This is a genomic window from Nocardioides bigeumensis (assembly GCF_039531755.1).
Taxonomy (GTDB): domain Bacteria; phylum Actinomycetota; class Actinomycetes; order Propionibacteriales; family Nocardioidaceae; genus Nocardioides; species Nocardioides bigeumensis.
The window spans coordinates 268,269-281,995 of record NZ_BAAAQQ010000014.1; the positions used below are offsets into that span (position 1 = coordinate 268,269).

At 72.6% G+C, this 13,727-nt stretch carries 16 protein-coding genes; 7 read left to right on the forward strand and 9 right to left on the reverse strand.

What is annotated here, in order from left to right; genetic code table 11:
- Positions 1-14: 14 nt before the first annotated feature.
- Complete coding sequence (locus tag ABD295_RS20515) at positions 15-911, forward strand: hypothetical protein (protein ID WP_344305710.1); 897 nt, start codon at positions 15-17, stop codon at positions 909-911.
- The gene (locus tag ABD295_RS20520) at positions 908-3,217 is read left to right on the forward strand and encodes a heavy metal translocating P-type ATPase (RefSeq protein WP_344305711.1); all 2,310 of its coding nucleotides are present in this window, start codon (positions 908-910) and stop codon (positions 3,215-3,217) included. Before ABD295_RS20515 ends, ABD295_RS20520 begins: the two co-directional genes overlap by 4 nt.
- A 12-nt stretch (positions 3,218-3,229) precedes the next feature.
- Here the strand turns inward: ABD295_RS20520 and ABD295_RS20525 are convergent, their stop codons facing one another.
- Entirely contained in the window at positions 3,230-4,444 is a 1,215-nt protein-coding gene (locus tag ABD295_RS20525) for a hypothetical protein (RefSeq protein ID WP_344305712.1), read from the reverse strand.
- Between the two features lie 5 nt (positions 4,445-4,449).
- Positions 4,450-4,968: a SigE family RNA polymerase sigma factor gene (locus ABD295_RS20530; protein ID WP_344305713.1), complete on the reverse strand. Its 519-nt coding sequence runs from the start codon at positions 4,966-4,968 to the stop codon at positions 4,450-4,452.
- A gap of 74 nt (positions 4,969-5,042) precedes the next feature.
- Between ABD295_RS20530 and ABD295_RS20535 the strand changes: the two genes are divergently transcribed.
- Positions 5,043-6,569 carry a hypothetical protein gene (locus ABD295_RS20535; RefSeq protein WP_344305714.1) on the forward strand — a complete coding sequence of 509 codons (1,527 nt, stop codon included), beginning with the start codon at positions 5,043-5,045 and terminating at the stop codon, positions 6,567-6,569.
- Positions 6,566-7,057, forward strand: a complete 492-nt coding sequence (locus ABD295_RS20540; protein WP_344305715.1) for a GNAT family N-acetyltransferase — start codon at positions 6,566-6,568, stop codon at positions 7,055-7,057. Before ABD295_RS20535 ends, ABD295_RS20540 begins: the two co-directional genes overlap by 4 nt.
- A 147-nt stretch (positions 7,058-7,204) precedes the next feature.
- Here ABD295_RS20540 and ABD295_RS20545 read toward each other — a convergent pair whose 3' ends face one another.
- Positions 7,205-7,618, reverse strand: coding sequence for a VOC family protein (locus ABD295_RS20545; RefSeq protein WP_344305716.1), 414 nt, complete (start codon positions 7,616-7,618; stop codon positions 7,205-7,207).
- Between the two features lie 74 nt (positions 7,619-7,692).
- Here ABD295_RS20545 and ABD295_RS20550 point away from each other — a divergent pair, with 74 nt between their 5' ends.
- Positions 7,693-8,265: a hypothetical protein gene (locus ABD295_RS20550; RefSeq protein ID WP_344305717.1), complete on the forward strand. Its 573-nt coding sequence runs from the start codon at positions 7,693-7,695 to the stop codon at positions 8,263-8,265.
- Positions 8,266-8,285: 20 nt separating this feature from the next.
- Here ABD295_RS20550 and ABD295_RS20555 read toward each other — a convergent pair whose 3' ends face one another.
- Positions 8,286-9,155 carry an aldo/keto reductase gene (locus ABD295_RS20555; RefSeq protein ID WP_344305718.1) on the reverse strand — a complete coding sequence of 290 codons (870 nt, stop codon included), beginning with the start codon at positions 9,153-9,155 and terminating at the stop codon, positions 8,286-8,288.
- A gap of 36 nt (positions 9,156-9,191) precedes the next feature.
- Here ABD295_RS20555 and ABD295_RS20560 point away from each other — a divergent pair, with 36 nt between their 5' ends.
- A complete protein-coding gene (locus ABD295_RS20560; RefSeq protein ID WP_344305719.1) occupies positions 9,192-10,163 on the forward strand; it encodes a YihY/virulence factor BrkB family protein in 972 nt (323 codons plus the stop codon).
- Positions 10,164-10,191: 28 nt separating this feature from the next.
- On the forward strand, positions 10,192-10,590 hold the full coding sequence (trxA, locus tag ABD295_RS20565) for a thioredoxin (protein ID WP_344305720.1): 399 nt from the start codon (positions 10,192-10,194) through the stop codon (positions 10,588-10,590).
- A 9-nt stretch (positions 10,591-10,599) separates the two neighbouring features.
- Here trxA and wrbA read toward each other — a convergent pair whose 3' ends face one another.
- From wrbA to ABD295_RS20590, 5 genes are all read right to left on the reverse strand, one after another.
- Positions 10,600-11,193, reverse strand: coding sequence for an NAD(P)H:quinone oxidoreductase (wrbA, locus tag ABD295_RS20570; protein ID WP_344305721.1), 594 nt, complete (start codon positions 11,191-11,193; stop codon positions 10,600-10,602).
- The gene (locus tag ABD295_RS20575; RefSeq protein ID WP_344305722.1) at positions 11,190-11,639 is read right to left on the reverse strand and encodes a GNAT family N-acetyltransferase; all 450 of its coding nucleotides are present in this window, start codon (positions 11,637-11,639) and stop codon (positions 11,190-11,192) included. The genes wrbA and ABD295_RS20575 overlap by 4 nt, the downstream gene beginning before the upstream one ends.
- 79 nt (positions 11,640-11,718) lie before the next feature.
- Positions 11,719-11,958, reverse strand: a complete 240-nt coding sequence (locus ABD295_RS20580) for a response regulator transcription factor (protein WP_344305723.1) — start codon at positions 11,956-11,958, stop codon at positions 11,719-11,721.
- A gap of 339 nt (positions 11,959-12,297) precedes the next feature.
- Positions 12,298-12,729, reverse strand: coding sequence for a CHRD domain-containing protein (locus ABD295_RS20585; protein ID WP_344305724.1), 432 nt, complete (start codon positions 12,727-12,729; stop codon positions 12,298-12,300).
- A gap of 73 nt (positions 12,730-12,802) precedes the next feature.
- Positions 12,803-13,648 (reverse strand): patatin-like phospholipase family protein, encoded by an 846-nt coding sequence (locus ABD295_RS20590; protein ID WP_344305725.1) that lies wholly within the window; start codon positions 13,646-13,648, stop codon positions 12,803-12,805.
- Positions 13,649-13,727: the final 79 nt, after the last annotated feature.

Below are 13,727 nucleotides of genomic sequence, written 5' to 3' on the forward strand. Positions count from 1 at the left end.
TCTGAGCAGGAGCCATGGAACTCACCACCCCCGCACGCGTCGGCATCTTCGCCACCGGCCTGGTCGCGCTCTTCGCGACCGCGCTCGGAGTCGGGAACGCCGTCGGTCCCGTCGTCGACCCGCCGCCCACCGGCGACGAGGCGATGGCCGAGCACGCCGGCGAGGGCGCCGAGAGCATGGCGGGCGCGAGTGAGCACGGCGGGGACCACCTGCCCGGAGGGCTCATGGTCAGCCAGGACGGCTACACCCTCGAGCTCGCCGTCACCCGGCTGCAGCCGGGGAGCTCGGTGCCGCTCGCGTTCACGGTCTCCGACGACGACGGCGCGCCGCTGACGTCGTACGACGTGGAGCACGAGAAGCAGCTGCACCTCATCGTCGTACGCCGCGACGGCACCGGCTTCCAGCACGTGCACCCCGAGCTCGACGCGACGTCCGGCGAGTGGTCGACCGACGTCGCCCTGAGCGCCGGGCCGTGGCGGGTGCTGGCGGACTTCGTGCCTGCCGGGGCCGACGAAGGCATCACCCTCGGCGCCGACCTCGCGGTGGCCGGAGACTTCGAGCCCGTCCAGCCGCCGGACCAGAGCCGCACGAGCCAGGTGGGCGACTACACCGTGACGATCGAGGGCGACCTCGTCGCCGGCGAGGACGCCGACCTCACGCTGACCGTCGAGAAGGACGGGCAACCCGTGACCGACCTGCAGCCCTACCTCGGCGCCAACGGTCACCTCGTGGCCCTGCGCGACGGCGACCTGGCCTACCTCCACGTGCACCCCGAGGACGACGGCACCGCCGGACCCGAGATCGGCTTCGTGGCCGAGGTCCCGAGCGCAGGCCGCTACTTCCTCTACCTCGACTTCCTGCACGGCGACGTGGTCCGCACGGCGACCTTCACCCTCGAGGCATCGCGATGAGTGCCCGGTCGTCGAGCAGCGAGTCTCGACTGGGCTCGACCAACAAGACGCCGTCAGTCGAGACCACTGCCCCGACGAGCGTCGAGCTAGCCATCACCGGCATGACCTGCGCGTCCTGCGCCAACCGGATCGAGCGCAAGCTCAACAAGCTCGACGGCGTCGTGGCGTCGGTCAACTACGCGACCGAGAAGGCGCGGGTGACCTACCCCGACACCGTGACGACGGACGACCTGCTGCGCACGGTGGAGTCCGCGGGCTACTCGGCGGCCCTGCCCCTTGCACCCGACACACCGGTGGCGACCGCGGACGACGACGGCCTCGACCCGGCCCTCCAGCGCCTGCTGGTCTCGGCCGTGCTCACCGTGCCGGTCATCGCGATGGCGATGGTGCCGAGGTTCCAGGTGGAGTACTGGCAGTGGCTCTCCCTCACCCTGGCCGCCCCCGTCGTGGTCTGGGGCGGCTGGCCCTTCCACAAGGCCGCCTGGACCAACCTGCGGCACGGCGCGACGACGATGGACACCCTCGTCTCGCTCGGCACCATCGCCGCGTTCGGCTGGTCGGTCTACGCGCTGTTCTGGGGCACGGCGGGAGTGCCGGGCATGACCCACCCCTTCGAGCTCACCATCGAGCGGACCGACGGCGCGGGCAACATCTACCTGGAGGCGGCCGCCGGCGTCACCACGTTCCTGCTCGCCGGGCGCTGGCTCGAGAGCCGCTCGAAGCGGGTCGCGGGGGCTGCGCTCCGGGCGCTGATGGACCTGGGCGCCAAGGACGTCGCGGTGCTGCGCGACGGCCCCGGCGGCACCGAGAGCCGGGTGCCGATCGGTCAGCTCGCCGTCGGTGACCTCTTCGTCGTCCGGCCCGGCGAGAAGATCGCCACCGACGGCGTGGTCGAGTCCGGCACCTCCGCGGTCGACGCGTCGATGCTCACGGGCGAGTCGGTGCCGGTCGAGGTCGGGCCCGGCCATGCTGTGGCTGGTGCGACGGTCAACGCGGGTGGCCGGCTCGTCGTCCGGGCCACGCGCGTCGGCGGGGAGACCCAGCTCGCGCAGATGGCCAAGCTGGTCGAGGAGGCCCAGCACGGCAAGGCGGAGGTGCAGCGGCTGGCGGACCGGGTGTCCGCGTTCTTCGTGCCGACCGTGATCGCCCTGGCCGTGGCGACGCTGGGCTTCTGGCTCGGCTCCGGGATCGGCGCCAGCGGCGCGATGACGGCGGCCGTGGCCGTGCTGATCATCGCCTGCCCCTGCGCGCTCGGACTGGCGACACCGACCGCCCTCATGGTCGGCACCGGCCGCGGCGCCCAGCTCGGCATCCTCATCAAGGGCCCCGAGGTCCTCGAGTCGACCCGTCGCGTCGACACCGTCGTCCTCGACAAGACCGGCACGGTCACCACCGGGCGGATGTCGCTGCGCGACGTGGTCGTGGCCGAGGGCGTCGACGAGCGCGAGCTGTTGCGCCTGGCCGGGGCGCTCGAGGACTTCTCCGAGCACCCGATCGCCCGCGCCGTCGCCGACGCGGCCCGCAGCGCCGACCCGGGCGGGCTCCCTTCCGTCGAGGACTTCGCCAACGTCGAGGGCCTCGGCGTCCAGGGCGTCGTCGACGGTCACGCGGTCCTCGTGGGCCGGCCCCGACTGCTGGCCGACTGGTCGCAGCACCTGTCGCCCGCCTTGCAGAAGGCGTTCGACGAGGCGCAGGCGGACGGCGGCACGGCCGTCGCGGTCGGCTGGGACGGCGCCGATCGCGGCGTGCTCGTCGTCGCCGACACGGTCAAGGAGACGTCGGCCGAGGCCATCGCCCGGTTCCGCGAGCTGGGCCTGCGCCCGGTGCTGCTCACCGGCGACAACCGCGCCACCGCGCTCTCGGTCGCCGAGCAGGTGGGCATCGCCGAGGACGACGTCGTCGCCGAGGTGCTGCCCGCCGACAAGGTCGACGTCGTCAAGCGGCTGCAGGCCGAGGGCCGCGTCGTCGCGATGGTCGGTGACGGCGTCAACGACGCCGCCGCGCTCGCCCAGGCCGACCTCGGGCTCGCGATGGGCACCGGCACCGACGCCGCCATCCAGGCCAGCGACCTCACACTGGTGAGCGGCGACCTGCGGGTCGCAGCGGACGGCGTACGCCTCGCGCGACGCACGCTCACGATCATCCGCAGCAACCTCTTCTGGGCGTTCGGCTACAACGTCGCCGCGCTCCCGCTCGCGGCCGCCGGCCTGCTCAACCCGATGCTCGCCGGCTTCGCGATGGCGGCCTCGTCGGTGCTGGTGGTCACCAACAGCCAGCGCCTGCGCGCTTTCCAGCCGCTGGCGTGACTCCCGTCCTGATCAGCGCACGGCGTCGACGGCGACGCTGATCCGCCGCATCCCGGTCGCGCCCTGCGTCAGGGTGCTGAACTCGCCGCTCTCGAAGTCCCAGGCCACGAGGTGCCAGGTCTCCTCTCCCAGATCCATGGTGCGGAAGCTCATCGGGGCCACCTTGATCAGGGCGGTGGACGGGTCGAGGAAGCCGATCACCGAGAGGTAGCCGTTGTCGCTGTAGACGCTCGCCCGGTCACGAGTCGGTGCGTACGCCACCACGCGGGCGTCGTCGGCGCTCACCACCACCGGCCCAGCACGCCGGCCCCCGACCGCCCCGGTGAAGCCGACCAGTCCGAACCGCGTCGCGTAGCGCTCGCCCCACCAGTCGGTCGGCACCTCGTCGACCCGCCGGTCGCCGTCCCACTCGACCAGCAGCCGGTCGTCGAAGAGGTGCTGGCGCACCGGGCCGTCCGGGTCGACGAACGGCGGCGGATAGGCGGCGTCGTACGGCGCCGGCGCTGCCGATCCGTCGAGCCCCAGGAGCCAGCCGCCCTTCCAGTGGTGGACGAGCACGGTCTGCTCGCCGGGCATCCAGGCGACGTCTGGGATCGTGTCCGAGGGCGCGGCGATCTCGTCAGGCCACGGCAGGAGCTGCTGGGTCCCCTCGGTGACGTCCACGACGAGGACGCCGTCGTTCGTCGCCATCGCGACCCGGTGACCGTCCGACGACAGGGACGGCCGCAGGACGTCGTCGAGCGTCCCGGTCACCGCGTCCGCGGTGCCGGGCACGCAGCGCCACTCGCCATCGGTCCCGAGCAGCATCAGGTCGCGCCCCTCCTCCGGCCACGCGAGCACGGCGGCCGGCAGCGGGTTGTCGAGCACGTCGGGGGGCAGCCGCTCCGGCGGCGCGACCACCTCGGGGAGCACGCTCTCGCCTCGCGGAGCGTCCGCCAACGTGAACGGGTCCCACACCGGCAGCGTCGCGACGCCGACCTCGTCCTCCGTCGAGGGGGACGTGGCGGCGGGCGGTGCGGGCTCCGGCCGACCGGAGGAGCCACCACCTGCCACGACCATCGGCACGGCGACGGCCGTGGCGACCAGCGCCACTACTCCCGCCACCACACCCGCCCGGCGGCGGCGCCGCACCACTCTGCCCTGCGCCCAGGCGCTCGCCACCAGGTCTCGGGCGGGCAGGTCCTCGGTCGCGTCGTGCAGGAGCTCGGAGAGCCCCGTCTCGTTCATCGAGCTCATGAGATCCTCCCGATCAGGTCGAGCAGCTCGGGCGCACCGGTGCGCAAGCGGGCGAGCGCTGCGGCGTTCTGGCTCTTGACGGTGCCGACGCTGACGCCGAGGATCTCCGCGGTCTCGCGCTCGCTCAGGTCGTCGAAGTGGCGCAGCACGAGGACCGCGCGTTGCGCCCTGGTCAACCGTGCCAGGGCCGTCAGCACCACCATCCGCCGCTCGGTCTCGGTGTCGTGGGCGGGACGTTCGTCGTGACGGTCCCGCGTCGGCGCCGGGGACTCTCGCCGGTGCCGGCGCCACCAGGAGACGTGATCGTGGTGGATCACGGTGCGGGCGTACGCCGTCGGGTTGCCGTCGCGCAGCCGGGTCCACCGCACCGCCACCTTCACCAGCGCCTCCTGCACGAGGTCCTCGGCGCGCGCGAGGTCGCCGGTGAGGAGCAGCGCGGACCGGAGCAGCCGCTGCTGACAGCCCGCCGCCCAGGCGGTGTACGCCTGCTCGTCCCCGACGTCGACCCCAACCACGGACACACTCTCTCAACGCACCGGGCGGCCAAACAGGTTGGCACGAGTTGGACAGAGCGAGCGAGGATGGCCGGGTGCTTGATCCTGACGCGGGCGCCGGGCTGCTCCACCGGCTGACGTCGTACACCCCGGACCGCGAGTGGGACGTCCCGGCCGACGACCCGCGACTGCGCCACGACCTCGAGCCCAACGACGTGGCGACCGTGCCGCCGTGGCTCAAGGAGTACCCCGTCGAGTCGGGCGACCTGCCCGTGGTCGAGCTGCCGCGCGACCTGCCCGACCCAGGGGTGTCGGCGGCGTCGGTGCTGGCGGGCGTCCCGGCCGCCAGCCAGCCGCTGGACGCGGCGCAGCTCGGGCGGGTGCTCTTCCTGGGCGCCGGGGTGGTCCGCTACCTCGACCGCGGCGAGCGCCGGATCGTCTTCCGGGCCTCGGGATCCGCGGGCGCGCGGTTCCCGCTCGAGGTCTACGCGTGCACCGTGGGTGTGGAGGGCGTGCCCGACGGCGTGCACTGGTACGACGGCGTCCGGCACGCCCTCGTCCAGGTCGGCCCCGCTCCGGCCGGCGACGCCACCACCCTCGTCGTGACCGGTGTGCCGTGGCGCACGGCGTGGCGGTACGCCGAGCGCGGCTTCCGGCACCTCTACTGGGACGCCGGCACGCTGCTCTCCCAGCTCGAGGCGGCCGCCGCCAGCGTGGGCTGGGACCCTCGACTGCGCACGCTCTTCCCCGACGCCTCCGTCCGTGAGCTGGTCGGTGCGGACGGCGTCCACGAGCTGCCGCTCGCCCTGTTGACCTTCGGGTCCGGCGACCCTGCCGTCCGGCCCGGTGGTCCGGCGACTCGTGGCGAGCTGCCCGAGGTCGAGTTCCCGCTCTACACCTCCGCCCAGGCGGCCGGCGAGGCCGACGTGCTCGGCGACGCCTGGCCCGTCGGCGAGACCGTCGCCGCACCACCCGGCTCCCCCATCCACGGCAGGCCCATCCACGACGGGCCCACCCACGACAGGCCCACCCACGACAGGCCCGCCCTCGACGCGCCGACGCTCGATGACGTCGTGAGGCGCCGCGGCTCGCAACGGCGGATGGTCCGCGGGGCCTCGGTCCCTCGCGAGCTGCTCGACTGGCCGATGACCGTCGCGATGCGCGGCATCGACGTGTCGCACTGGATCGTGGCCCACTCGGTCGACGGGCTCGAGCCCGGCATCTACCGCTGGCCGGACGTCGCGACCCCCCTCGCGCGCGGCGACCTGCGCGACGAGCTCGAGCGGATCTGCCTCGGGCAGTCGCTGGGTGCCGAGGCGGCGTACGTCGCCATCTCCGCCATGGACCCGGGACTCCTCGACGACCGCAGCTATCGCGATGCCCAGCTCGCGTCCGGCCTGGTCGAGGGCCGCCTGCACCTGGCGGCGTACGCGCTCGGCATCAGCGCCAGCGGGATGACCTTCCTCGACTCCGAGGTGCCCGCGCTGCTCGGGGAGGACGACGACCTGGTGGTGCTGCTCTTCACCTGCGTGGGCGTGCCGGAGTACCGCGGCCGCAGCGGTGGCACTCCCGGCGCGCCCGTGACCTTCAAGCCGGTGATGCCGAGGATGGTGGATCAGTGAGCGAGCCGACCGACGAGTTCAGCCACCGCGCGCTGATCGACGGCCTGCCGTGGCCGGTGACGACCGAGCGGCTGAGCATCCGTCCGGCGGAGGTCGGCGACGCCGAACCCGTGTGGAGATATCGCCAGGTCGCCGAGGTCGCCGAGTGGATGAGCAGCCTGCACGCGGAGCTGGAGGCGTACGCCGCGAAGCTCGAGGACCCCGAGTGGCGCAGCAAGATGCTGGTCGTCGAGCGCGACGGAGTCCTCGTCGGCGACCTCTACCTCGGCGTCGGCGACCCCTGGGCGCAGATCGAGGTCAAGGAGCAGGCTGCCCACAGCCAGGCCGAGATCGGCTGGGCGCTCGACCCGGCCCAGCAGGGCCACGGGTACGCCGTCGAGGCCGCGCGTGAGCTCTGCGGATCTGCTTCGACGCCCCACCCCGAGGGCTCGGCCTGCGCCGGGTCGTGGCGCTGTGCTTCGCGGACAACGAGCCCTCGTGGCGTCTGATGGAGAAGCTGCGGATGCGGCGCGAGGCGCACAACGTGCAGGAGTCACTCCACCGCGACAAGGGCTGGCTCGACGGTTACACCTATGCCCTCCTCGCGGACGAGTGGCGGTCGTCCTGAGCGCGCAACCCGTCTGACCATCCGAGGATCAGGTCTGCGGCGGGCCCGAGATGTTGACCAGCCAGGTGGTGCCGAAGCGGTCGATGCACATGCCGAACGCGTCGCCCCACATCTGCTTCTCCAGCGGCACCGCGACCGTGCCGCCGTCGCTGAGCGCGTCCCACCAGCCGGTGAGCTTGGGCTCGTCGTCACCGCTGAGGCTGACGCCGCCGTTCTTGCCGGGCGTGGCGTCCTCTCCGGGAGGCGGGTCCGAGGCCATCAGAGTGAAGCCGTCGGGCGTGATGAGCTGGGAGTGCATCACGCCGTCCTTGGTGGGGCCGTCGTCACCCATGTCGCCGAAGGTCATGACGTTGAGCTCGCCGCCGAAGACGGACTGGTAGAACGTCATCGCCTCGCGGGTGGTGCGGTCGAAGTTGAGGTAGGGATTGAGGATCGTCGTCATGTCTCGACGCTAGACCCGGCCACCGACGAGGTACACCGGCTCCTTGCACCCACCCGACGGCGAGAGGAGGCACGATGGCGCAGCACGAGCCGGGCACCGAGCCCCCGCTCGCGACGTCCGACGAGCGCATCCGCGAGCGCACGGGCCTGGGCTGGGAGCAGTGGTTCGACCTCCTCGACGGCTCGGTCTCGCCGGCCGCCACGCGCCGCGAGATCGCCCGCTGGGTGGCCGACTACCTCGACGTCGACCCGTTGGCCTGGAACGCGCAAGCCGTCACGCGCGGTTACGAGGTCGCCCGGCGCGGCAGGCTCGCGGGCCGGCACGAGCACGGCTTCACCGCGACGGCCTCCCGCACCGTGGGGGCCTCGCCCGAGCGGGTCTTCGAGCTCCTGGACGAGTGGCTCGCCGGCGCGCCGCTGGTCGTCCGGTCGGTCAGCCGGCCCCGGTCGGCCCGCTACGAGTGGACCGAGGACCGCTCGCGCGTCTCGATCACGCTCGACGCCAAGGACGGCGGCATCCGCTGCCTGGTCGGGGTGTCCCACGCCAAGCTGTCCGACGCGGCGGCGTACGAGACCCGCAAGGCCTGGTGGCGCGAGCGCCTTCTCGTGCTGAAGGCCTCGCTCGAGGCCGGGGACCACGACGGCTGAGGCAGTCAGCCCGAGAGCAGTCAGCCCGAGAGAGCGGCCAGGTCCTCGTCGTCGAGCTCGAGGGTGATCGCGCCGACCGAGTCGGTGATCGACTCAGGCCGGCTCGCGCCCGGGATCGGGATGACGGCGGGCGAGAGGGACAGCTCCCACGCGAGACAGATCTGCTGCGGGCTCACGTCGTGCTTGGCCGCGACGTCGGCGTACCGCTGCCACCGCGCGCCCAGGTCACCCGCGTCGGACATGCCACCCAGGGGGCTCCAGGCCAGGAAGGCGATGCCGAGCTCCTGGCAGAGCGCGATCTCGGGCTCGGACGAGCGGAACGCCGGCGAGAACTGGTTCTGCACCGCGCCCAGCCCGTCGCCGAGCACCTCGTGGGCGAGCCGGATCTGTGCGGGGTCGGCGTTGGAGATGCCGGCCTGGGCGATCAGGCCCTCGTCGAGGAGCGCCTTGAGACCGCCGAGGGACTCCTCGTACGCCGTCTCCGGGTCGGGCCGGTGGTGCTGGTAGAGGTCGATCCGCTCGACGCCGAGCCGCTCGATCGAGGCGAGGCAGGCGCGTCGGAGGTACGCCGCCGTGCCGTCCAGCTCCCAGTCGCCGCCGACGCGGGTGTGCCCGCCCTTGGTGGCCACCAGGACCTCGCCGTCGCCTGCGCCGTACTCGCGCAGGGCCCGGGCGATGAGCCGCTCGTTGGCCCCGAAGTCGTCCTCGTCGACGGAGTAGGCGTCGGCGGTGTCGATCAGGGTCACGCCCAGCTCGAGCGCGCGCACGATGGTGGCGACCCCTCGATCCTCGTCGTTGACCTCGCGCACCGACATCGGCATCGCGCCCAGTCCGATCGCGCTGACCTCTCGCGGCCCGATCCGTCGTTGCGGCAGCTGCGTCTTCGTCATGCTCCCCACGCTAGCCAGCGCACCTAGACTCGCAGGATGACGACGGCGCGGACCGTCCCCGTCACGATCGAGATGGACGGTGACGAGCTCGACGCCGAGGACGCCTGGCACGAGCTGAGGAAGATCGGCGTACGCCGCCTCCTCGTCGACGGCTTCACCCGCTTCCGCTACGGCGACGGCTTCTCGTCGTCGCGCGCGCTCGCCCTCCAGGCGTCGCTGGCGGTGGTGCCCTTCATCCTCGGCCTGACCGGGCTGGTCGCCGATCTCGACGAGGAACGGCCGGCGCGGGTCCTGGCGGCGACGGTCGCCGCCATCTCACCGGGTTCGGGCGACTCCGACGCGATCGCGTCCGCACTGCGCGGCTCGTCGTCGTCGGAGCAGGCGGGCGAGGTGGCGCTGTGGTTCGGCCTGGTCCTCGCGTTGGCGTCGATGACGGCCGCGATGGCTCAGGTGGAGCGCGGCCTCAACCGGATCTACGGGATTCGCCGCGACCGGCCGGCCCTGCACAAGTACGGCCGCGCCGCCGTGCTGGCGGCCGTGCTCGCCCTGCCGGTCGGTGTCGGCTTCCTGCTCCTGGTCGCCGGTCACGCCTTCGCCGACGCCATGGCGACCGGGTACGGGTGGTCTCAGGGGCTCGTCGACGCCTGGAACATCGGCCGGTGGCCCCTCGGCGTCGCCCTCCTCGTCTTCACGATCGCCGTCGCCCTCAACCACGCGCCGAGGCGTCGTCAGCCCGGGCTCACCTGGCTGGCCGCCGGTGCGGCGGTCGCCGTGGTCGTCAGCCTGGCCAGCACGGGCCTGCTGGCGGCGTACGTGCGCCTCAGCCCGTCGTTCGGCGACGTCTACGGACCGCTGGCCGGCGTCGTCGCACTGCTCATCTGGGCGCTGCTCTCGTCGATCGCACTCTTCTTCGGCGCGGCCCTCTGTGCCCAGCTCGAGGCCTGTCGTGCGGGGGACGCGCAGCCCGCGGAGGACGACCCTGGCCGGCCGCACGGAGTCACGGTCTGATCCAGGCGCGTCCCGTAGTCTCGAACGGGTGACCACCGTCGAGCTGGGTTCCGCCAACTTCGAGCGAACCATCCTGGACAACGAGATCGTGCTCGTCGACTTCTGGGCGAGCTGGTGCGGGCCCTGTCGGCAGTTCGCGCCCGTCTTCGAGCGCGCCTCCGACGAGCACCCGGACATCGTGTTCGCCAAGGTCGACACCGAGGCCGAGCAGCAGCTCGCCGGCGCGGCGCAGATCTCGGCGATCCCGACGCTGATGGCCTTCAAGGGCGGCCGGATGGTCTACCGCGAGGCAGGGGCGCTGCCGCCCGCCGTCTTCGCGCAGCTGATCGACGCGGTCATCGAGCTCGACCTCACCGAGGTCGACGAGGACCGCGAGGCCGAGGACGCCGACGACGCCGAGCAGCCCGGCGAAACCCGCGAGGCCTGAGGTCTCAGGTCAGGACGTCAGCTTGCCGCTGATGCGCACGACCCGCTCGACCAGGTGGTCGATGGCGTCGAGGTCGGCCTGCTCGAGGTCCGTGGTCTCGCCAGTCACCTTCGACGCGCCGTAGGGGTTCCCGTCGGCGAACTTCACGTCGTCGGTGTAGCCGGGCGCCACCACGATGCCGCCCCAGTGGTAGATCGTCGTGTAGAGCGAGACCAGGGTGGTCTCCTGGCCGCCGTGCTCGGTCTGACCGGCGGTGAAGCCGGCGTACACCTTGTCGGCGAGCGCCCCCTCCTGCCACAGCGACGCCGTGGTGTCGAGGAACGCCTGCAGCTGGCTGGCGATGCTGCCGTAGCGCGTCGGTGAGCCGAAGAGGACGACGTCGGCCCAGGTGAGGTCGTCGAGCTCGGCCTGCGGCTCGTCGGAGACGTCCTCGCGGTGCGCCGACCAGTCGTCGTTCTCGTTGACCGCTTCGCTGGGCGCGAGCTCGGCGACGTGGCGGAGGCGGACCTCGGCGCCGGCCTTCTCGGCGGTCTGGGCGGCTCGGCGGGCCATGGCGTCGACGGTGCCGGTGGAGGAGTAGTAGATGATCGCGACGTTGGTCATGTCCCTCGGTACCCGGCCCCTGTCGGGGCGACCCGCGGCCGCTCGAGGTAGCTCTGGTCGGGAGGCCCGAACCCGTGGGCGGCGTACAGCCCGTGCGCGTCGGCGGTGTGCAGCATCCAGCGGAAGCCCGAGCCCGGTCCCTCGTCGACCATCGCGGTGACCAGTGCGTGCCCGAGACCGCGGCCCCGGTGGGCGTCCTCGACGAAGACGTCGGCGAGGTACGCCAGCGCCACGCCGTCGGACAAGGCACGGGCGAACCCCACCAGGGCGCCGGTCGCGCCGTCGTACGCCGCGACCACGCGCCAGGCGCCGTCGAGCTGGCGCTCGACGTCGGCGCGGGACCGGCCGCGGTGCCAGTACGCCTGCGTCGACAACCACTCCCAGACCGCGTCTCTGTCGACGCGCGCCGGGTCGTCATCGATCTCGTAGCCCTCGGGAGCCGGCACGCTCGGAGGATAGACCGCGACGGTCGCGTGCTCACCGATGATTCCCGGCGCGGTGCTCGGTCGGCCCCTCCACGGGCGCCTAGATCCAGCCCCGCTCCTGCGCTCGCCGGTAGGCCTCGGCGCGGGTGCCGGCGCGCAGCTTGTGGGTGACGGTGACCAGGTAGTTGCGCACCGTCCCGGGCGACAGGTAGAGCTCCTGCGCGACCTCGCGGATCGGGCGGTCGGCGCGCGCGGACGCCAGCACCTGCGCCTCGCGCTCGGTCAGCGGCGAGGCGGGCTGGTCACGCCGCCGATCATGTGGGCGGCCCCGGTCCGTCACCACTCCAGTGTGCGGGGTGGATCCCAGGCGTCCCGTCAGCCCCGTCTGTTCCGCGCGTCGTGCCGGCCCGAGGTCCTGGTGGTACATCTCCTCCTTCGCGGCCATCGCCTTGGCCTGCTTGCGGGCGAAGGGCGTGCAGCGTGACGCACGAGGCTGCCGAGACGAGGGTGACGAGAGGGGCGGAGGCTGGCATCGAATCAGGTTGATCCGACGATTTTTCCGGTGTCACGGGTTTGGCCCCATCGGCAGCGGGGTACCCGAGAAGGACCGTCGCCCCTCTCGGGGGGCGACGGATATTCATGTCCGGTGTTCCTCCCCGGGCCCCCCTCGCGGGACCTGCTACTTGCGCAGCGTGCCCTGGATGGCGCCGGCCGGGTAGGGACCGTTGTGCACGTTGAAGTAGTAGCGCCCGGGCCGGTCGATCAGCTTCTGGATCTTGTTCTTCGACACCCCGGTCGTGCACTTCTTGCCGCCGGTCACCGACCCCGACAGGTCGATGAAGATCGAGCCGTCGGAGACCTTGTGGATGTGGGCGGCGTTCGGCTTGGCGATGCCGGCCCAGGTGACGTCGGCGCAGACCCTCTTCTTCGCCTTGTTGAGCGTGAACATCGCGTGGCCGGAGCCGTCGGCGTCGCCGCTGGCCTTCAGGTCGGCCATCCGGGTGACCGGTGCGGCGGCGTCTGCGGTGCTGGCGCCGGCTGGGCCGCTCAGTGCGGTGGCTCCCAGGAGCAGGGCGGTGGCGACGAGGGTGGTGTGCGTCCTACGGGTCATGGTGTGTACCTCCTAGGCGGCATACGGCGCCGGACCCGAAAAGGTTCACGACGGCCGGTTCACGACGGCCGGTTCACGACGGCCAGCGCGCACCGACCTCGGCGGCCATCCGCCGTCCCTGCGCGGCGCCGGCGCGGGCCGCGCCCATCCGCATCGCGGGGTCCAGCACGTTGCGCCCGATCGCGGCTAGCGACTCCTGGTCGGGACTGATCCAGGCGCTCCATCGGGCGCCGGTACGGCGCAGCTGCTCGGGCATCGAGTGCCGTTTGGTGATCGAACGCGGCAGCGGCACGATCCCGAGCACGACGTCACATCCCGTCGCGAGGTCGGCGTTGGCCGGAGAGCGCATGCCGCCGTCGATGTAGGCCCGCCCGTTGATCTCGACGGCCGGCCAGACGAGCGGGACGGCGCAGCTCGCGGCGACCGCGTGCAGGAGGTCGACGTCACCGTCCTTGTCGAAGACGTGAAAGGCGCCGGTCTCGGCGTCCACCGCCGTGATCCGAAGGTCGCGGTCCGGCCAGGTGGCCAGCGAGCCGTCGGTCCTGCGCAGCCGGGACTCGAAGACCGCGACCCGCTCGGTGCCGGGACCCGGGTTGGCCTTGCGGGCCGCCCGCCCGACCCGCGCCCGGCGAGCGCGGCCGTCGCCCGGCAACGCCATCAGCGCGCCGATGGTGAGGGCCGTGCGCAGCGAGAACACCGCCGGGATCTCCTCGTCGGGCGGCGAGGTCTGCTCGGCGTACAGCTCGTCGAGGTCCTCCGTCGTCACCAGTGCGCCGACGACCGAACCGGCCGAGGTCCCGACGACGAGGTCGGCCGCGGTGACGTCGACACCTTCGTCGCGCAGGCCCTTGAGCACGCCGACCTCCCACGCGATGCCGGTCACGCCGCCGCCCCCCAGCACGAGTCCGGTTCTCGTCATGCGCCGAGCCTGCCACGAGGATGTGCGTCGCCGGTCGCGGGCCAGCGACAATGGCGAGGTGACCACACCAGTCGAGGCG

Coding starts and splice junctions, on each gene's coding strand:
- ABD295_RS20515 (WP_344305710.1), top strand. CDS start 15: ATGGAACTCACCACCCCCGCACGCGTCGGCATCTTCGCCACCGGCCTG.
- ABD295_RS20555 (WP_344305718.1), bottom strand. CDS start 9,155: ATGACGAAGACGCAGCTGCCGCAACGACGGATCGGGCCGCGAGAGGTC.
- ABD295_RS20560 (WP_344305719.1), top strand. CDS start 9,192: ATGACGACGGCGCGGACCGTCCCCGTCACGATCGAGATGGACGGTGAC.
- ABD295_RS20520 (WP_344305711.1), top strand. CDS start 908: ATGAGTGCCCGGTCGTCGAGCAGCGAGTCTCGACTGGGCTCGACCAAC.
- wrbA (WP_344305721.1), bottom strand. CDS start 11,193: ATGACCAACGTCGCGATCATCTACTACTCCTCCACCGGCACCGTCGAC.
- ABD295_RS20545 (WP_344305716.1), bottom strand. CDS start 7,618: ATGACGACGATCCTCAATCCCTACCTCAACTTCGACCGCACCACCCGC.
- ABD295_RS20590 (WP_344305725.1), bottom strand. CDS start 13,648: ATGACGAGAACCGGACTCGTGCTGGGGGGCGGCGGCGTGACCGGCATC.
- ABD295_RS20585 (WP_344305724.1), bottom strand. CDS start 12,729: ATGACCCGTAGGACGCACACCACCCTCGTCGCCACCGCCCTGCTCCTG.
- ABD295_RS20550 (WP_344305717.1), top strand. CDS start 7,693: ATGGCGCAGCACGAGCCGGGCACCGAGCCCCCGCTCGCGACGTCCGAC.
- ABD295_RS20525 (WP_344305712.1), bottom strand. CDS start 4,444: ATGAACGAGACGGGGCTCTCCGAGCTCCTGCACGACGCGACCGAGGAC.